The organism is Pseudomonas sp. BN606 (genome assembly GCF_029873115.1).
Taxonomy (GTDB): Bacteria; Pseudomonadota; Gammaproteobacteria; order Pseudomonadales; family Pseudomonadaceae; genus Metapseudomonas.
In genome coordinates this window covers 95,493-112,698 of sequence record NZ_SSOF01000079.1, presented here as the reverse complement: position 1 = coordinate 112,698, position 17,206 = coordinate 95,493, and the positions used below count along the sequence as shown (strand labels likewise).

Genomic DNA, 17,206 nt, shown 5'->3' with positions numbered 1-17,206 from the left:
AAGTGCCGTGTCTAGGGGGCGGCCCAAGGATGAGCAAAGCAGCGAAGCTTTTCACCGTAAGCGTACTGGCGCTGGCGGTCACCGGTTGTGCGGTGACCAGCCAGCCCATCGACCGTAGCGTCAGCGAGCAGCGTGCGCGCCAGGACCTGGCGACCATGTTCAAGGACCAGGAACCCCTCAGCGGACCCCTGACCCTGCACGAGGCCATGGCCCGCGCGGTGAAGTACAACCTGGAGGCACGCCTCAAGGTGATGGAAGAAGCCCTGGCCAAGCGCCAGGTGGATCTGGCCAGCTTCGACATGCTGCCGCGCATGGCCATGGAAGCCGGCTACGCTGGGCGCAGCAACGTCAGCGCCTCCAGCAGCCAGAGTGTGCTGACCAACACCCAGTCATTGGAACCGTCCACCTCCCAGGACCGCGACCGTGGCGTGGCCGACCTGACCATGGTGTGGAACGTGCTCGACTTCGGCGTCAGCTACGTCAGCGCCAAGCAGCAGGCCGACCAGCGCCTGATCGTCCAGGAGCGCCGCCGCAAGGTGGTCCACACCATCATCCAGGACGTGCGTTCGGCCTATTGGCGCGCCGTGGCGGCCGACCGCCTGCTGAAGCAGATCGACAGCCTGATGGCACGCGTCGATGAGGCTCGCGCCAGCAGCCAACGCATGAGCTCGGAGCGCATCGGCGACCCGGTGCAGGCCATGAGCTACCAGCGGGCACTGATCGAAGCCACCCGACAGCTGGAAGAGCAGCGCCGCGCGCTGTCCCTGGCCAAGACCGAGCTGGCCGCGCTGATCAACCTGCCGCTGAACACCGACTTCACTCTGGCCGCCACTGACGACTACCAGGTGCCGGAGCTCAAGGTGGATATGAACCGCCTGGAAGAAGAAGCCCTGGCCAGCCGCCCGGAACTGCGCGAGCAGGACTACCAGGCGCGCATCAGCGCTGCCGAAACCCGCAAGGCCATGTTGCGTCTGCTGCCGGGCCTGGAGTTCTCCGCTGGCGGCCATTACGACAGCAACTCCTTCCTGGTGAACCAGAGCTGGGCCGACTACGGCGTGAAGGTCACCTGGAACCTGTTCAACGTCCTCTCCGGCCCGGCCGCTATCGACGTTGCCAAGGCAGGCGAGTCCGTCGCAGCCGCCCGACGCCAGGCGATGTCCATGGCGGTGCTAGCGCAGCTTTATGTGGCCAACGCCAACTTCCACGAGGCCCAGCGACAGTTCCAGACCAGCGAAGAATTGGCCAGGCTGGACGGGCAGATCGCCGAACAGCTGCGCAATCGCTACAAGACCCAGAGCATCGGCGAGCTGGACCTGATTCAGGGAGAACTGAACACCCTTCAGGCTCAGCTCAATCGCGACCTGTCCTATGCCGAACTGCGCAACGCCTATGCGCAGCTGTTCGTCAGCGCAGGCGTCGACCCGCTGCCCGAATCCCTGCCGGACGACAAGCTCGCCACCATCGCCAACGCGCTGGAGACCGGCGAATCGCGATGGGAGAGCGGGAATATCGGCGTGAAGTAAGAGGGTGGGCGCGAGTTCATTCGCGAAAAGCGTCGGCACCAAGCAGGCCGGTAACTTCCCTCACCCCCGGCCCCCGCCCTGCGCCCCAGCCTGTTCGCGTCGCGTCGCGTCGCGTCGCGTTCAGGCGTTCATCGGCAACGGACGCGGTGCTTAAGCAAGCATGCCTCTTCACCCCTGAATTGGAGAGGGATGACTCTGGGCTCACCGCAGGCGCAGTCCTGCCCCGTAGGAGCGAACTTGTTTGCGAACCCGGGGTGCCGCTACCACTAATGGGTATGTCCCTCTGCATGCCCATGCCCTTCGTCTTTAGCCACTTCCACCGCCCGTCGCTGCTGGCTACCAATTGGCGATAGCTGTCGGCATCGAGCTGCGGCAATGGCTGGAGGAAGGCCACCATCCCCCAGATGTGCTCGTCGCCCATGCTCTTGCCCCACGGGGCATGCCGTCCGGCGCGATGCCGGCGAAACTGAAACCCGGCACGCCGTATTGCCACATCGGAAAACGGCGGGTGATTACATTTCTGTCAGCTTCTCCGGCCTGCCGACCGTGGCTGGTCTATCGTTTCCAAACGGCAGCGGTAGGGCGCATGCCTTTGCCGGGTTCAAGGACAATCACTCCGTTTGCGGGAGACGCAACATGCCCAACCGCACCCGTTTCAGTGCCGTTCTGCTGGCCCTGCTGGCTTTCCCCCCAGCCTTCGCCGCCACGGACGCCGGCATCTCCGCCGCTGAAGATGGCGATGGCCCAAGCGCGGGTGTTTCCGCCGCGCCCGAATCCACGCCCGAAGCCGCACCTGCCCAAGCTGCCGCACCGGCCGCCCAACCAGCCGCGCCCCAGGCGGTGTTCAAGACCGAAGAGCTTGACCAGATGATGGCGCCGATCGCCCTCTACCCGGATTCGTTGCTGGCTCAGGTGCTGATGGCTGCCACCTATCCGGGCAATGTGGCCGATGCGGTCGCCTGGTCCAAGGCGCACCCGGACGCGAAGGGTGATGACGCCGTGAAACAGGTGGCCAACCAGCCATGGGACCCTAGCGTCCAGTCGCTCGTGGCCTTTCCTCAGGTGCTTGCCACCCTCGGCCAGGACCCTGCCTGGGTGCAACGGGTGGGGGATGCCTTCCTCGCCCAACCCAACGACGTGATGGATTCCGTCCAGCGCCTGCGTCGCCAGGCCCAGGCTGCCGGCAACCTGGAGTCCAACGAGCAGCAGAAGGTCACCGTCCAGGAGGCGCCAGCGCCGAGCACCTCCACCACCACCGTGGTGCAGCCTGCCTCGAGCAACCAGACAATCGTCATCGAGCCCAGCAATCCGCAGGTAGTCTACGTTCCCAGCTACAACCCCACTGTGGTCTATGGCACCTGGTCCTATCCGTCCTATCCACCTCCCTACTATCCGCCGCCGCCCAGTTACGGCTATCCAATCGCCACCGGCCTGGCGACTGGCCTGGCCTTCGGCGTCGGCGTCGGCATTGTCAACTCACTCTGGGGCGACTGTGACTGGGGGGGCGGCGATGTCGACATCGACGTCAACCGCTACAACAACATCAACTCCAATCGGCAGATCAACCGTAACCAGAACAAGTTCGTCCACAACCCCATCAACCGTCAGGGCGTGCCTTATCGCGACAACATCAATCGACAACAGAACGGCCTGCGCCTGAATGGCAGTCAGCAGCGCGAGGCCTTGCGTGGTTATGACGCCAACCGCACCGCCGAACGCCAGAAAGCCCGCCAGAGCCTTCAGCAACGCGGCATCGAGGCTCCGGCCCGTACCAACCAGCAGGCTCGCGAACGCGCCCAGGCTGCTACCCGTGACATACGCAACGATCCGCAGGCTCGCCAGCGCGCAGAAGGTGCCGTGCAGCAGCGTCAGCGCGCCGATGCAAATCGGCAGCAGCAGCGCCCGCGTGCGCAGAACAACCAGCAAGTGCGGCAGCAGGCACGGCAGCAACATGCCTCTGCCCGGCAAGGACCGCGCAATAACGCTTTTGCAGGAGCGCGACAGCCGTCGCAGACGCGCGCAGCGGCAAACCGGGGGCAGGTCAGCCGGGCTTCCGCTTCGCGTCCGCACCAGTCGGCCGCAGGCCGCCAGGTACAACGTCCAGCCCACGCACCGTCCCGTGGCGGTGGTGGCCGTCGGCGCTGAAAGGAGACAGCACATGATTCGTGCAATCCGCATCTTTGCAATGCTGTCGCTGGTCGCCTGCACCTTCGGCGTCAGCGCCAACGAGTACTTCAAGACCCCGGACGCAGCGGCCGAATCCTTCGTCGCTGCCCTTGGCACCGAGAAGGCCGACGCAAACCGCCTGGCCGCGTTGCTGGGCGCCAACTGGCAGGAATACATCCCCACCAAAGGCATCGAACGCAAGGATGTTGATGCTTTCCTCCGCCACTACCGCGAAAAGCACAGTATCGACACCGCCACCAAGGGGCGCGCTCATCTGGTGGTAGGCAACGATCCCTGGACCCTGCCCATTCCCATTGTCCAGGGCAAGGAAGGCTGGAGGTTCGACGCCAAGGCTGGCGGTGAGGAAATCCGCCTGCGCCGCATCGGTCGCAATGAGCTGTCGGCCATAGAGGCTGCGGAGGCTTACCACGACGCGCAGATGGACTATGCCGAAGTCGATCGCAATGGCGACGGTGTGCTCGAGTACGCGCAGCGGTTCATCAGCAGCGACGGCAAGCACGACGGCCTTTACTGGGCCGACGAAGACGGCACCGATGAGAGCCCACTTGGACCACTGTTCGGCGGCCAGACCAAAGGAGATGACTGGCACGGTTATCACTTCCGCATCCTCACTGCGCAAGGGCCCTCGGCACCTGGCGGCGCCTACGGCTACATGCTCGGCAAAGCCATGAGCCGCGGCTTCGCCCTGGTCGCCTGGCCGGCCCAGTACGGCGACAGCGGCGTGATGAGTTTCATGATCAGTCACGAAGGCCAGGTGTTTCAGAAGGACCTGGGCCCCGAGAGCGAAAAACTTGCCAAGGCCATGAAGACCTTCGACCCGGACAGCAGCTGGGATGAAGTCAAGACCGACGATACGCCTTGAAGACATCGGCCGAATCGGCTTGGAAGTGAGGCCATTTTCAGTCGCCAGGATTCAGGCAAGAAAAGAAAAAAGCCGCAGGGGCCTGATTGGCCCCTGCGGCTTTTTCAATAAGGTCGGGCGTCCTTGCCCGCCCACGCTCAGCAGGTAGCGAGCGCGGGGGTCATTCCAGCCGGAGCGCGAGTGGCGGTCCGGTTGGCGGCCCACTTCACCAGCAGGCTCATCGCGACGAAGCCGAGGCAGATGAGTACCGGGTAGGCGACCATGATTTCGGTCAGGGAGTATTTCCAGCTCAGCGGACGGGCGATACCCAGCATCGCGCCATAGAACCAGGACACCCCGGAAACGACACCCGAGAACAGCGCGAGGCTACGGGCATTGATGTCGAGCTTGAGCAGGCTGCCGGCCTTGTCCATCGCAGGCATCACCACGCTGTGCAGTACCCAGCCGTTGAGGGTCAGCAGCGCGACGACCAGGATCTTGGCCTGCAGTTTCGGGTTGAGGAAGTACATCGCGCCCTTCTGCGAGTAATCCAGCGCCAGGATGCCGATACCGGTGACCCAGAGCGCCGCCAGTGCGAGCAGCACGGTCTTCTTCAGCGCATGCAAATGTTCTTTGTCGGCAGCAGTTGAGTCGCGGCCCTGGAACAGTTGCTTGATCATGGCGATATCGCTGGTCAGCACCATGCCGATGGCCACGCAGCAAGCGATGAGGTGGGCGTAGACCACGCCCATGCGAGTCAGCTCCATGGTTGCCGGCTGTTGGAACAGGGAAGCAACAAGATGAAAAAGCTCCATGGTTTACCTCTTTCTAACGATTTGAGCGGCTGTACTGATGCAACAGCGGCATTGGAATTATGGATTCGAGTGTTCGCCGTTAACCGCGAACGAGGGCCTACCATTGGCCTTTTTCAGGGACGAAAAATCCCCCGTACATGAACTCTCATGCACTGTGGAGTCGTTCCGAATTTATGTAGAAGTCAGGCGCGCCATCAGTGGTGTTGATGGCAAGTCGTGTCCTGATCGCCGGGGCATAATAATCGCAACATCCGGTTTTTGTTCAAAAAACGATCAAAACCCCGACCGGCGGCAGCGCGGGCGACGGTTATAACAGCCCTACGAAAAGTGAGGGATCGCCTCTAAACCGGTGTTTTCCGATGCACCCGAAACCCCTCTGGACACCGGCGAAATTTCCAATGTGGATGGATGTCAAATTGGTCACAAGGTGGCTTATTTGTCACTTACGTGCGCCGGCAGGATGTGGTGGCGCGACGCGATATCCATCAATTCGCAGCCCGGAAAATTGAGCTTCGTGTCGACACCGAATGGTGGATAGGAGGAGCGCTTAATCCCGTAGGCTGCATATCCCCAACGCCCAAGCAGCTAGCCTTGCATTTCTGCGGTCTCCCGCCGCATTGCGCCCATCTTGGTGCACCGCCAACATCAGGCTTCGATTCCGGAGGCTCATTATGGAAGACAACGGATGGTTGCTGTTGGCTGCTGCGGGCACCTTGCTCGCCGCCGCCCTGCATTTCGGCTGCATCGTTTTCGGTTCAGCCTGGTACGACGCCATGGGGGCCGGTGAAAGGATGGTCCGCCTGTCGCGCGAGGGCCGGTGGCAGCCGACCCTGATCACCGGCGCGATCACCCTCGTGCTCGTGATCTGGGCGCTGTACGCACTGGCCGGTGCAGGCATGCTCCCCGCCCTGCCGGCTGCCCGCTTCGTATTGTTCGCGATCACTGTCGTCCTGCTGTTGCGCGGGGTGGCAGGCCTGGCCATTGCCCGGTTCAGACCCGGCTACAACGGTGCCCGCTTCTGGATCGTCAGTTCGGCGACTTGCCTGATGCTCGGCGGGCTGTACCTGACCGGGACCCTTCAGGCCTGGCCTCGGCTGTAGGTGCAAGCCGAATCCGGTAAACCCCTCACTTTTCCGCCCGCCTCACAACTGGTGGCGTCCAAGTGCTGCGTTTCATTCACGATGGTTGGCGTTCGACGCCATGACCCGCTGATACATCCGCATCATGAAACCCAACTCGAATGCCGCCCTGGCCCGCTCGCCGCGCAACTGGCTGCGTCCTTCCGCCAATGCCGCCCAAGGCGTCGCGTTCGCGCCCTGCGCAAGACAGGCTTCGGCTGTTGCCATCCCAGCCAACACTGTCTGCCGATGCTTCCAGCGCCAGCCAACCAGAGGCAGTTCCCGGCAATGCTCAGTCGATGGAATACGACGACTGATGGGCCGTTGCAGGGCCTCCAGCAATGCCTGGTCCTCCTCGGCAACCTGCGCCGACAGCTCGATCATCTGGTAGGCATCCAGCAGCAGGTGTTGCAGGTACCGCAGGTAGGGCTCTCCATCGGCCCGGCTCTCGGGCGTGAGCGCCGCGAGCAGGCTGTCGACGGCTGCGCTGGCTTGCACCAATCGATAGCAGCCCAACTCTCGAAAGTCCCCCGGAGGCGAACATGCGTTCACCTCCTGCAACTGCTCGCTGAAGTCGGAAAGCAGCGGAAAGTAGGCGGTACGGCTCACGTCGCCGCCTCCCTGTCGCCCGGTTTGATTACCCGCTCATGCGCAGCCTCGTAGAGCGACCGCGCATCTCCCAGCAACAAACCCACCGCAAAGGACAACCGCGCGGCCTCACGCTGCACGAAATCGCCGTTCTCCGCTTGCTCCACCAGTTGCAACAGATCCAGCGCTGCGGACATGCGCTGGTGGGCGGTTTCGAACAGGTGGGCAGGACTGGCGCCGGCGTTGAAGAACATCACGTCGGAATAGGGCTGGGAGGGAGGAGCAAAGGCCTTGAAGTCAGGCATGGCGCACCTCCAGGGCGGAGGTGGTAACTCGGGAGGTGGCACGGAGGTGCGCGTGGGTAAAAGGTGGGTATCTGCTATCCATGGCAAGCACCTTGGTTGGGCCGTCGTTACCTGCCTGCAACCTTCCTACGGGTTGGGTGGCAGGGCCGTGCAAGGGTAGGAATACCGGCAACCAAGAACCGGATAGGCCAGGAGGCCTCCTCGCACGGCCCGCCATAGGTGTACTGGACAGCTTCAACGCCTGTTCCAGCAGCCATGTCGCGACCGTGTCTTGATTGAGTTCCGGGTTCCTACGCCCAGGTCACGGGATTGACCGTGACGAGGCGGGACTCTAAGCGGCGCGTTTGTAGGCGCTCAAGGCTAAATGTCTGTGGGAAATTTCTCTGTAGGACGGCGGGCTAGGCGCACAGGAAAGGCTGTAGGAAATGGCCTTCACCGTACGTCGCCGGGGTCAGGTCCGCCGACGCAAGGTAGTGTCCGGCCCGGATTGAAACTGGTCAAAAACTATACTGGGAGTGCGGGGGTGAAACGTGGGGGGACCATGCAGGAGGGCTCGCCATGCGTATCCTCAAACCGTTCATCTTCTTCCTGGCTTGCGCTGCCAGCGGGCTGGCCCTCGCTCAGCAACCCTGGCCAACCCCCAGCAGTTCTGGCGAAACCCTGCTTGCCTGGAATGGTGGCGGCCACGGCGGTGGCAAGCACTTCAAGGGCAACCGCCACGGCTATGGCCACAAACACTTCTACCGTCACCGCGCCTACCACAACCACGGCCCGCGCGTTATCTACGCCCCCCGCTACTACGGTGGCTACTACCTGGGCGAACGGCCCTATTACTACCAACACTACGGCAGCCCACGGATCGTGATTCAGTATTACGACCCGAGGCTGGGGATATTCATCGGGTCGGACATCGGGGGGTATTGAGCTCATACCTGAACTGCTGGTCGGCACCCGCTGGCCAGCAAGTCGTAAAGCGCAGAAATTTCGTTCGCTGAAGTTACTTCGCGGCAGCCAGGTAATGCGCAACCAGCGCATTGGCATGCCCGTGGCCCATGCCATGTTCAGCCTTGAGCCAGGCCACCATCTCCATGTGCTTCTTTCCGTTCACCGTTTCCAGCAGATTCAGCCAGTGGGCAATCGGCTGTCCGTATTTCTTTTCGATGGAGGGGAAGTACGAGGCCGGTCCTTTTACCTTGGTGTCTTCCGACATGGTGAAACTCCTTTGAATGTTTTCGGGCGTAACTACGTTAGTTCAGGACTGAACGTGCCGCTGGAAACATGACCGGGCCACTTGCTGATCGAGGCAGGAGGAGAACGATGCGGGGGGGGGCGGGGGAGAGCGGAGAGAGTGGGCGCCACCGAACGGCGGCGCCTTGGAACCATCAGTCCTGGCGGCTGGTGACTTCCAGCAGGTGATAACCGAACTGGGTTTTCACCGGGCCTTGCACGACGTTCAGCGGGGCGCTGAATACGACGGTGTCGAATTCCTTGACCATCTGGCCACGGCCGAAGGAGCCGAGGTTGCCGCCATCGCGGCTGGAGGGGCAGGTGGAGTGTTGTTTGGCGATTTCAGCGAAATCGGCGCCGCCTTCGATAGCAGCTTTGAGTTCATTGCACTTGGCTTCGGTGGAAACCAGGATGTGACGGGCGGTGGCGCGTGCCATGGTGGGTACTCCTCATAACATTGAGGGGGCAGAGCCTAGCGGAATTGGCGGCTGATTCAAGGTGCTTGGTCGGGGGTGGGGAGTGGATAGGTCGATCCTGCGGATCGATTGGCGAATGAATTCGCCCCCACAGGTTGCTTCCCCCACCCCCGGCCCCTCTCCCGGAGGGAGAGGGGAAAGCGCAGGGGGAGTTGGCCGGACCCCCGGTGCTGCGCCGGGCGGGCAAGCGATATGGCGCTTCATGTCAACGCGCCCAATGGGTTCGGGCGTTGGTGCTCGGCATGTGCTCTTTTACGGTGCGGCGGCTTTGGCATGCCTTGTTATGTTTGCCCGGCTTGAGCCTCGGCGACCAGCCAGTCCACCAGTTCGAGCAGCTGCGGGCTGGGCGCCGGGCGCTCGGGGTAGACCATGAAGTAGGCGCCGCCGGTGGGGACCTTGAGGTCGAAGGGCGCCACCAGACGGCCGGTAGCGAGGTCTTCGCCGATCAGCGCCCAGTCGCCCAGGGCTACGCCATTGCCTTGGGTGGCGACGGACAGGGCCAGGTCGAGGGTGTCGAAGTGGTGCCCGCTCCCAAGTTTGTCGAGGGTGGCTCCGGCGGCCAGAAGCCAGGTTTTCCAGTCCTGGTCATCACGGGTGGGGTGAAGCAGGGTGTGCAGCGCCAGGTCGGCGGTGCTGGCCAGTGGTATGGGGCCATCCATCAACTGCTGGGAGCACACGGGCGTGAGCTGTTCATCGAACAGGTGGTGGGCGACCTGGGCGCTGCCGGGCTGGGTGCCGTAGATCACCGCGGCGTCGAATTCTTCCCGGCGAAAATCCACGCCATATTGCACGGTGGTGGTCAGCTCCACCGGCACGTCCGGGCGCTCTGCCTGCCAGCGCATAAGGCGCGGCAGGAGCCAGCGCATTACGCAGGTGGGGGCCTTGAGTTGCAGGGCTTCGCGCTTTGCGCCGACTTGTTCGACGGCCTCGTCGATCAGGATGAAGACCTGCTGAATGCGCGGCAATAGCTCTCGCCCCTGGGTGGTGAGGCTGAGCCCGCGCGCCTGGCGTTGGAACAGTGGGTAACCCAGATGGCTTTCCAGCCCGGAAATCTGCCGACTCACGGCGCCCTGCGTGAGGTGCAGCAGTTCGGCTGCACGGGTGAAGTTGCAGCATTGGGCAGTGACCAGGAAGGTGTGCAGCGCAGGCAGGGGTGGGAGGCGTTTCATCAGGGCAGCCATGACGTGAGGACATGGCAAGTATGACGAATTTTGCCTTGTCATGGCCGCCGCCCGACGGGTCCAATTACGCATCCTACCTGCCCCAGCTCTTGCTGCCGCGCATTCAGCGGCAAGGCGCTCACTGTCACCCGCGCCGATTGCAGGTTCGGCGGCCAGAATCGACGGAATTACGCAATGCAGAACACTCTCCCGACCTACACCGAAACCCTCGCAGGCGTTTACATCGATGGTCAGTGGCTGACCGGTGGCGCCGAACTGGCGGTGATAAACCCGGCCACCGAAGCTCCACTGGCGACTATCGGCAGCGGTGATGCCACCAGTGTCGAGCTGGCTGTACAGGCCGCCAGCAAAGCCTTCCCAGCCTGGGCCCGCAGCAGCGGTGCCGAGCGCGGTGCTGTGCTGCGCCGTATTGCCGAGGGCGTGCGGCAACGCCGCGAAACCCTGATTCAGCTGCAGTCCGCCAACAACGGCAAACCGCTTTTCGAAGCTGCCATCGATGTTGATGACGTGATCGGCACTTTCGAGTACTACGCCGGCCTCGCGGAGGGTCTTGATGCCCAGCAGGACCGCCCGGTTGAGCTGCCCACCGAAGACTTCGCCGCACGACTGCGCCGCGAACCCTATGGCGTGGTGGGCCTGATCGTGCCGTGGAACTTCCCCATGGTGACCACCGCCTGGAAACTCGCCCCGGCCCTGGCCGCCGGTTGCACCGTGGTGCTCAAGCCCTCTGAAGTGACGCCGCTGCCGGAACTGGAACTGGCGCGCATCATCCACGAAGCCGGCCTGCCGGCTGGCGTGCTCAACATTGTGTGCGGCACTGGCCTGGCGGTTGGCGCGCCGCTGTCGTCCCATCCGAAGGTGGCCAAGGTGTCCTTCACCGGAAGCAATGCCGTGGGTGTGCAAGTGATGCAGCGTGCGGCGGAAACCGTGAAGGGCGTCAGCCTGGAACTGGGCGGCAAGTCGTCGCTGCTGGTGTTGCAGGACGCCGACCTGGAGCTGGCCGTGGAATTGGCGTGTGGCGGTGCCTTCTTCAACGCGGGCCAGATGTGCTCGGCTACCAGCCGCGTGCTGGTAGCCGCTCCCCTGATGGCGGATTTCCTGGCGCAGGTGCAGGCTCGCGCCGAGGCCACCAAGGTGGGTGACCCCTTCAGTGAGGATGTGGAGATGGGTGCCCTGGTGAACCAGGCGCAATACCAGCGCGTGCGTGGCCATATCGAGCGCGGCATCGCGTCCGGTGCGCGCCTGGTGTGCGGTGGCGAGCGTCCGGCGGAGCTTGCGCGCGGTTACTTCCTGCGGCCTACCGTGTTTGCCGATGTACCGCGAGACAGCGCCCTGTGGAACGAGGAAATCTTCGGCCCGGTGCTCTGCGTACGCAGCTTCGCCACCGAGGAGGAGGCTATCGAACTGGCCAACGATAGCGAGTTCGGCCTGGTGGCCAGCGTGGTGAGCCGCGACCTTGATGCCGCCGAGCGCGTGGCCAATGCCCTGCAGGCCGGCATGGTGTGGATCAACTCGCCGCAGGTGATCTTCCCGCAGACCGCATGGGGTGGTTACAAGCAGAGCAGCATCGGCCGCGAGCTCGGCCCGTGGGGGCTCTCCGCCTTCCAGGAAATCAAGCACGTGGTGCGGGCGGTCTGACACCTGCCTTCGTTGCGGGAACGATTTCGATCGCGAATGAATTCGCTGTGCCTTCCCCTGTAGGGGCGATTTCAATCGCCGAGCAGGCCGAAGGCACTGCCCCACAGTGGGTTGAGAGGCCGCTGCGAACCCCATCGCGAATGAATTCGCCCCCAAAACGACCCGCATGAAACCCAACAAGGCCGCCCTCGGGCGGCTTTGTCATGTCTGCTCTCCAGCCATGCATGGAAGACATGGCTCCGATGACGAATTTTCGATTGTTGCGCTATGCGGTGCGCCGCAGGATGACCGCGCCGGGCACTTCGCTGCCGCAGCTCCATACAAGAACAAGAGGAGTCCTCAATGGGCGAGCATGATCTGAGCAGAAGAAATTTCATCAAGACGGTGGGTGTCGCTTCGGTGGCCGCCGCCACCCTTTCGATGCCCTTCATCCGGGCCAGCGCCAGCGATACCCGCTTCCAGGGCAAGACCCTGCGACTGCTGACCTGGTCGGACGACACCGGGCTTGCGGCATTGCGCAATATCGCGGCCACCTTCGAGGCCAAGACCGGCGCCAAGGTGATCGCCGACCGCACCGGCAGCACCTCGGAAATGGTCGCCAAGCTGAAGGCCGGTGGTGATCGCCCGCAGTACGACATCATCACCCTCGCCGGGGTAGGTGCCGAAGGCCTGGCCAGTGCCGGGCTGCTGGAGAAGCCTGACCTCAACCGCATTCCCAACCTCAAGGATGTGCCCGCCCAGTACCAGACTGGCGCCAACGGCCACGGCATCGGTTACCTGCTGTGGTGCAACAGCCTGGTGTACAACACGCGCACCGTGAAGGACGTGCCGGACAGCTACGCCGCGCTCTGGGACCCGACCTACGAAGGCCGTCTGTTCCTGCCGCCGCCGAACTGGACCGAGGCCATGGACCTGATCATCATCGCGGCCAAGCTGGCCGGTGGTGATGTGCATAACATCGAACCGGGCTTCAAGAAGCTGGAAGAGCTGAAGGACCGCGTGATGACCCTGGGGGAGAACCCCAACCAGATCGCCGAGCTGTTCCGCACCAACTCCCTTGACATGGGCGGCCTCTACGCCCCGGCCTTCTTCCCCAAGCAGATCCGCGATCCCGCCTACAGCCTGGGCGCCACCTTCGGCATGAAGGAAGGCTTCTACACCGACCTGATGCTCTCGGTCATGCCCAAGCACCGTCCGGGTGATACCGACCTGGCTTACGCTTTCCTCGACCATTCGCTGGACCCGCTGGTGCAGGGCAAGATGGCCGAAGACATCTTCAATGGTCCGGTCAACTCCAAGGCGATCATCTCCGCCGAGGCGCGCAAGAGCCCCTTCATCCTTACGCCGGAGCAGATCGCAGAGAAGGCGATCATGCACGACAACGCCTTCCTCGCCACAGTCCACGACCAGTGGATTCGCCGCTACACGGAAATCTTCTCTTCCTGATGCAGCCACGGCGCCTGCCGTGAGTCGCGCCGGGCGGGTGGCTTTTGGCCGCCCGCCCGGGCGCGTGGTTTCCCTGTTCTGACGAGATGAGCGAAATGGAACACATTGATCTGACCGAACCGGTCGGCGCGGCACCGCTGCGTCCGGCGAAGGCGGTTTCCCCTACTGTTCGGGCCTGGCTCTTCCTTACCCCTTCAATGCTCTTTCTGGCCGTGCTGGTGGCCGCCAGCTTGCTGGTGCTGCGCATGAGCATCGGGGATAAGGGGGCCGAGTGGAGCGGGTTCAGCCTGGCCAGCTATGCCCAACTGGCTGAGCCCTACTATCTGAAGTCCCTGTTGCTGACCCTGCGCCTGGCGCTGTTCAGCGCGCTGATCGCGGTGGCCCTGGCGATTCCGGTGGGCTATTGCATGTCGCGTTTGCAGTCGCCTTTCCTGCGCCGGGTGTTCCTGGCCGCGGTGCTCCTGCCGTTGCTGGTGAACCTGCTGCTGCAAAGCTACGGCTGGCTGGTGATCCTCGGTCCGGCTGGCATGCTCAACCAGGCCCTGATGGGGCTGGGGCTGATCGACCGGCCGGTGATGCTGCTCTACAACCAGACCGGCGTGTTGATGGGGCTGGTGCAGACGGCTTTCCCGCTGGCGGTGCTGCCGATCGCCAGCGCCATGCGCGGCGTGTCGCGCACCTACGAAGAGGCTGCCGCGACCCTGGGCGCCAGCCGCGTGCGGGTGTTCTGCCAGGTGGTATTGCCGATGAGCCTGCCGGGCATCTTCACCGGCGCCACGCTGGTGTTCGCTTACAACGCCAGCAGCTTCGTGGTGCCGCTGCTGCTCGGTGGGCGGCGCGTGCCGATGCTGGCGGTGATGGTGCATGACCAGATCGCGCCGCTGATGAACTGGCCCGCGGCCTCCGCCGCTGGCGTGGTGCTGATCGTCACCACCTTGGCAATCATGACCTTCTCCGAGTACGTCACTGGCCGTCGCCGCCGCATGCTGGAGGCTTCGCAATGAGCAATCCGTTCCGTTCCCACGCAGCGCTTCCGGGGGAAACCGGCCGCTTCGCGATGATCCTCTCCGGCGTGATCCTGCTGCTGGCGGTGCTGCCGATCCTGACCATGATCGTGATGTCCTTCAGCGGCGCGTCGAACCTTGACTTCCCGCCGTCGAGCTACAGCCTGCAATGGTACGAAGCAGCCTGGCGCACCTTCGTCTCGCCTGATGCCAGTGATGTGCTGAGCCTGGGCCAGGCGCTGACCACCAGCCTGCTGGTGTCCTGCCTGACCATGGTGCTGGCCACCCTGGTCGCGGTGCCGGCGTCCTACGCGCTGACCCGCTGCGAGTTCCGTGGCAAGGCCGTGGCGCTGCAGCTGATGTCGCTGCCCCTGGTGTTCCCCATGGTGGTACTGGGGCTGGCTCTTTTGCTGGTGTTCGACAGCCTGCCGTTCCACATGGATACCTCGCGGCTGGTGATCGCCCACGTGATCCTCGCGCTGCCCTTCGTAGTGAAGAATTGCACGGCGGCCATGGTTTCCATCGGCACCGAAGTGGAGGAGGCCGCGCAGATGCTCGGCGCGTCGCCGCTGCGAGCGATCCGGGATGTGGTGGTGCCGTTGATGCGCTCGGGCATCCTGGCCGGGATGCTGCTGGCCTTCATCGTGTCGTTCAACGAGTTCACCGTTACCTACTTCCTCTACAACATCGATGTGATGACTGTGCCGATCTGGATGTACAGCCGCACCGTGTCGTCCCTCGATCCCACCGTATTTTCCTTTGCCGTGCTGATCGTGCTGATCGACTTCGCCCTGATCTGGGCGCTTGAGAAGCTGGTTGGCGATGGCGGCGTGTCTTTCTGAGTCGAGGTGAAGCATGTCTGGACTGATTCTGCAAAATGTCGAAAAACGCTACGGCTCCATTTGCGCCGTGACCGACGTCAACCTGCACCTGCCGGAGGGCAAGCTGGTGTGCTTCCTCGGCCCCTCGGGCTGCGGCAAGACCACCCTGCTGCGAATGATCGCCGGCCTGGAGAGCCTGAGTTCCGGGCATATCCACCTGGATGGCCAGGACATCGGCTACACGCCGGCGCACCAGCGCAACTTCGGCATGGTGTTCCAGTCACTGGCGTTGTTCCCGCACATGACGGTCGGCGAGAACATTGCCTACCCGCTGCGCCTGCGCAATGTGCCCAAGGTCGAGCAGCAGGCGAGGGTGGCCGAGCTGCTGCAGATGATCCAGTTGCAGCAAATGGTCGACCGGCCGGTGTCTCGGCTTTCCGGTGGGCAGCGCCAGCGCGTGGCCATCGCCCGCGCCATCGCCTCGCACCCCAAGCTGCTGTTGCTGGATGAACCCTTGTCGGCGCTGGACGCCAAGCTGCGCGAGTCGATGCAGATCGAGATTCGCCAGCTGCAACAGCGGCTGAACATCACCACCATCATGGTCACCCACGACCAGCGTGAAGCCATGACCATGGCCGACATAGTGGTGGTGCTGGGCGAGCATCGGGTGCAGCAGGTGGGCACGCCGATCGAGATCTACCGCAATCCGGCCAATGAGTTCGTCGCCGACTTCATCGGCACCGGCAACATCTTTGCGGCCACTGCCCTGGGCAGCGGGCGAGTCGGCCTACCCGGCGGCGCAGCGATCCAGGCGCCGATCTGCAACAGCATCCAGGCCGGTGCGCCGATCAAGCTGCTGGTGCGCCCGGAGGACCTGCAGCTGTCGGCACTCCAGGCCGGCGGCGCCAACAGCGTGCCGGGTACGGTGACCTTCGTACGGGACATCGGTGCCACCATCGAGACCACGGTGGAGTGCTCCGGCGTTTCCCTCACCGCGCTGACCACGCCTTGCCAGGACATCGGCCTGGCCATTGGCAATCCGGTGTCGGTGACCATTCCAGAGCATGCCTGCCGGGTGCTTTCGGCATGAGTCAGCAGGCTTCGGCTGCGCATTGGCCTGCACCGCTTCCAGGCGCACACTGGCGGGTGAATCTGGAAGTGGAGTACTGACCATGGACCTTCAACTTGAAAACCGCAGCGCCCTCGTGTGCGGTGGCAGCTCCGGGTTGGGCTTCGGCGTGGCCGAGGCCTTGGCCAGGGAAGGCGTGCGGGTCTGCCTGCTGGCGCGCAACCTGTCCAAGCTGGAACTGGCGGTGGAGCGTATCCGCAAGGCGGGCGGCGAAGCCCAGGCGGTGGCGGTTGACCTGAACGACCTGGGCGCTGTGGACATGGCCATCGAACAGATAGTGGCGGCTGTCGGCGCACCGGACATCCTGATCGCCAACAACGGTGGGCCGCCGCCGGTCAACGCGGTGGATTTCGATCCGTCGCTCTGGCATCGCCAGCTGGATGCCATGTTGCTGAGCACCATGGCGCTGGTGAACGCTTTCCTCCCCGGCATGCGCCAGCGACGGTTCGGCCGCATCCTGATGATTTCGTCCACCAGTGTGGTGGAGCCCATTCCTGGCCTGGTGCTGTCCAGCGCCTTACGCAGCGCCTTGGCCAATTGGGGCAAGACGCTATCGGCAGAAGTGGCCGCCGATGGCGTGACGGTGAATACCCTGATGCCCGGTTCGTTCTGGACCGAGCGCACCGAAACCCTGCTGTTGCGCGCCGCAGAGCGCAGCGGCACGTCGGTATCCAGCCTCATGGCCGAGGAGCAGGCGGCGATTCCGGTGGGCCGCTATGGCGCGGCGGAGGAGTTCGGTGCGATGGCCGCGTTCCTGGCCAGTCCCTTGGCCAGCTATGTGACCGGAACGCTGATTCCGGTCGATGGCGGCGTGCTGAAAGGTTGATTGGGTAGGCCTTCGGCCGGCTTGATTAATGAATTCGCCCCTACACGAGGCACGTCCATTCCTGTAGGGGCGATTTCAATC

Annotated in this window: 17 protein-coding genes and 1 pseudogene; 11 read left to right on the top strand and 7 right to left on the bottom strand. The window is 63.6% G+C overall.

The annotated features are described in order from the left end of the window. Positions 1-29 precede the first annotated feature (29 nt). Positions 30-1,523, top strand: coding sequence for a TolC family protein (locus E8E75_RS21760; RefSeq protein WP_153917771.1), 1,494 nt, complete (start codon positions 30-32; stop codon positions 1,521-1,523). A gap of 322 nt (positions 1,524-1,845) precedes the next feature. On the opposite strand, the pseudogene E8E75_RS21755 reads toward E8E75_RS21760, so the two are convergent. Further along, positions 1,846-1,967, bottom strand: a pseudogene (locus E8E75_RS21755) (cytochrome c); the annotation flags it as partial. Between the two features lie 192 nt (positions 1,968-2,159). Between E8E75_RS21755 and E8E75_RS21750 the strand changes: the two are divergent. Further along, on the top strand, positions 2,160-3,668 hold the full coding sequence (locus E8E75_RS21750) for a DUF3300 domain-containing protein (protein WP_120652249.1): 1,509 nt from the start codon (positions 2,160-2,162) through the stop codon (positions 3,666-3,668). Positions 3,669-3,681: 13 nt separating this feature from the next. Next, positions 3,682-4,572: a DUF2950 domain-containing protein gene (locus E8E75_RS21745; RefSeq protein WP_120652247.1), complete on the top strand. Its 891-nt coding sequence runs from the start codon at positions 3,682-3,684 to the stop codon at positions 4,570-4,572. Between the two features lie 137 nt (positions 4,573-4,709). Here the strand turns inward: E8E75_RS21745 and E8E75_RS21740 are convergent, their stop codons facing one another. After that, positions 4,710-5,366, bottom strand: coding sequence for a hypothetical protein (locus tag E8E75_RS21740; RefSeq protein WP_120652245.1), 657 nt, complete (start codon positions 5,364-5,366; stop codon positions 4,710-4,712). Positions 5,367-6,037: 671 nt separating this feature from the next. Between E8E75_RS21740 and E8E75_RS21735 the strand changes: the two genes are divergently transcribed. Then, positions 6,038-6,466, top strand: coding sequence for a hypothetical protein (locus tag E8E75_RS21735; protein ID WP_153917774.1), 429 nt, complete (start codon positions 6,038-6,040; stop codon positions 6,464-6,466). Positions 6,467-6,538: 72 nt separating this feature from the next. On the opposite strand, the gene E8E75_RS21730 is transcribed toward E8E75_RS21735, so the two are convergent. Together E8E75_RS21730 and E8E75_RS21725 are read right to left on the bottom strand one after the other, a co-directional pair. Then, on the bottom strand, positions 6,539-7,093 hold the full coding sequence (locus tag E8E75_RS21730; RefSeq protein WP_153917776.1) for a LasR-specific antiactivator QslA: 555 nt from the start codon (positions 7,091-7,093) through the stop codon (positions 6,539-6,541). Next, positions 7,090-7,377: a hypothetical protein gene (locus tag E8E75_RS21725; protein ID WP_120652239.1), complete on the bottom strand. Its 288-nt coding sequence runs from the start codon at positions 7,375-7,377 to the stop codon at positions 7,090-7,092. Before E8E75_RS21725 ends, E8E75_RS21730 begins: the two co-directional genes overlap by 4 nt. Before the next feature lie 558 nt (positions 7,378-7,935). On the opposite strand from E8E75_RS21725, the gene E8E75_RS21720 reads away from it, so the two are divergent. Beyond that, positions 7,936-8,301 (top strand): hypothetical protein, encoded by a 366-nt coding sequence (locus E8E75_RS21720; protein ID WP_153917778.1) that lies wholly within the window; start codon positions 7,936-7,938, stop codon positions 8,299-8,301. 73 nt (positions 8,302-8,374) lie between these two features. Here E8E75_RS21720 and E8E75_RS21715 read toward each other — a convergent pair whose 3' ends face one another. The 3 genes from E8E75_RS21715 to E8E75_RS21705 all read right to left on the bottom strand — a co-directional run bounded on the left by E8E75_RS21715 (position 8,375) and on the right by E8E75_RS21705 (position 10,249). Further along, on the bottom strand, positions 8,375-8,587 hold the full coding sequence (locus E8E75_RS21715; RefSeq protein ID WP_120652235.1) for a DUF4287 domain-containing protein: 213 nt from the start codon (positions 8,585-8,587) through the stop codon (positions 8,375-8,377). 172 nt (positions 8,588-8,759) lie between these two features. Then, the gene (locus E8E75_RS21710) at positions 8,760-9,041 is read right to left on the bottom strand and encodes a peptidylprolyl isomerase (protein WP_120652233.1); all 282 of its coding nucleotides are present in this window, start codon (positions 9,039-9,041) and stop codon (positions 8,760-8,762) included. Between the two features lie 320 nt (positions 9,042-9,361). Next, positions 9,362-10,249, bottom strand: coding sequence for a LysR substrate-binding domain-containing protein (locus E8E75_RS21705; protein WP_153917780.1), 888 nt, complete (start codon positions 10,247-10,249; stop codon positions 9,362-9,364). A gap of 186 nt (positions 10,250-10,435) precedes the next feature. Between E8E75_RS21705 and E8E75_RS21700 the strand changes: the two genes are divergently transcribed. The 6 genes from E8E75_RS21700 (at position 10,436) to E8E75_RS21675 (ending at position 17,125) form a co-directional block, all read left to right on the top strand. After that, entirely contained in the window at positions 10,436-11,899 is a 1,464-nt protein-coding gene (locus E8E75_RS21700) for an aldehyde dehydrogenase family protein (RefSeq protein ID WP_120652232.1), read from the top strand. 342 nt (positions 11,900-12,241) lie between these two features. Then, a complete protein-coding gene (locus E8E75_RS21695) occupies positions 12,242-13,345 on the top strand; it encodes an extracellular solute-binding protein (RefSeq protein ID WP_120652230.1) in 1,104 nt (367 codons plus the stop codon). 95 nt (positions 13,346-13,440) lie between these two features. Further along, positions 13,441-14,349 carry an ABC transporter permease gene (locus tag E8E75_RS21690; RefSeq protein ID WP_120652229.1) on the top strand — a complete coding sequence of 303 codons (909 nt, stop codon included), beginning with the start codon at positions 13,441-13,443 and terminating at the stop codon, positions 14,347-14,349. Beyond that, positions 14,346-15,191 (top strand): ABC transporter permease, encoded by an 846-nt coding sequence (locus E8E75_RS21685; RefSeq protein ID WP_120652227.1) that lies wholly within the window; start codon positions 14,346-14,348, stop codon positions 15,189-15,191. The genes E8E75_RS21690 and E8E75_RS21685 overlap by 4 nt, the downstream gene beginning before the upstream one ends. 13 nt (positions 15,192-15,204) lie before the next feature. Beyond that, the gene (locus E8E75_RS21680) at positions 15,205-16,260 is read left to right on the top strand and encodes an ABC transporter ATP-binding protein (RefSeq protein WP_153917782.1); all 1,056 of its coding nucleotides are present in this window, start codon (positions 15,205-15,207) and stop codon (positions 16,258-16,260) included. 82 nt (positions 16,261-16,342) lie between these two features. Continuing rightward, entirely contained in the window at positions 16,343-17,125 is a 783-nt protein-coding gene (locus tag E8E75_RS21675) for an SDR family oxidoreductase (protein ID WP_120652223.1), read from the top strand. The last annotated feature ends 81 nt before the right edge of the window (positions 17,126-17,206 follow it).

Coding starts and splice junctions, on each gene's coding strand:
- E8E75_RS21760 (WP_153917771.1), top strand. CDS start 30: ATGAGCAAAGCAGCGAAGCTTTTCACCGTAAGCGTACTGGCGCTGGCG.
- E8E75_RS21750 (WP_120652249.1), top strand. CDS start 2,160: ATGCCCAACCGCACCCGTTTCAGTGCCGTTCTGCTGGCCCTGCTGGCT.
- E8E75_RS21745 (WP_120652247.1), top strand. CDS start 3,682: ATGATTCGTGCAATCCGCATCTTTGCAATGCTGTCGCTGGTCGCCTGC.
- E8E75_RS21740 (WP_120652245.1), bottom strand. CDS start 5,366: ATGGAGCTTTTTCATCTTGTTGCTTCCCTGTTCCAACAGCCGGCAACC.
- E8E75_RS21735 (WP_153917774.1), top strand. CDS start 6,038: ATGGAAGACAACGGATGGTTGCTGTTGGCTGCTGCGGGCACCTTGCTC.
- E8E75_RS21725 (WP_120652239.1), bottom strand. CDS start 7,377: ATGCCTGACTTCAAGGCCTTTGCTCCTCCCTCCCAGCCCTATTCCGAC.
- E8E75_RS21720 (WP_153917778.1), top strand. CDS start 7,936: ATGCGTATCCTCAAACCGTTCATCTTCTTCCTGGCTTGCGCTGCCAGC.
- E8E75_RS21715 (WP_120652235.1), bottom strand. CDS start 8,587: ATGTCGGAAGACACCAAGGTAAAAGGACCGGCCTCGTACTTCCCCTCC.
- E8E75_RS21710 (WP_120652233.1), bottom strand. CDS start 9,041: ATGGCACGCGCCACCGCCCGTCACATCCTGGTTTCCACCGAAGCCAAG.
- E8E75_RS21705 (WP_153917780.1), bottom strand. CDS start 10,249: ATGAAACGCCTCCCACCCCTGCCTGCGCTGCACACCTTCCTGGTCACT.
- E8E75_RS21700 (WP_120652232.1), top strand. CDS start 10,436: ATGCAGAACACTCTCCCGACCTACACCGAAACCCTCGCAGGCGTTTAC.
- E8E75_RS21695 (WP_120652230.1), top strand. CDS start 12,242: ATGGGCGAGCATGATCTGAGCAGAAGAAATTTCATCAAGACGGTGGGT.
- E8E75_RS21690 (WP_120652229.1), top strand. CDS start 13,441: ATGGAACACATTGATCTGACCGAACCGGTCGGCGCGGCACCGCTGCGT.
- E8E75_RS21685 (WP_120652227.1), top strand. CDS start 14,346: ATGAGCAATCCGTTCCGTTCCCACGCAGCGCTTCCGGGGGAAACCGGC.
- E8E75_RS21680 (WP_153917782.1), top strand. CDS start 15,205: ATGTCTGGACTGATTCTGCAAAATGTCGAAAAACGCTACGGCTCCATT.
- E8E75_RS21675 (WP_120652223.1), top strand. CDS start 16,343: ATGGACCTTCAACTTGAAAACCGCAGCGCCCTCGTGTGCGGTGGCAGC.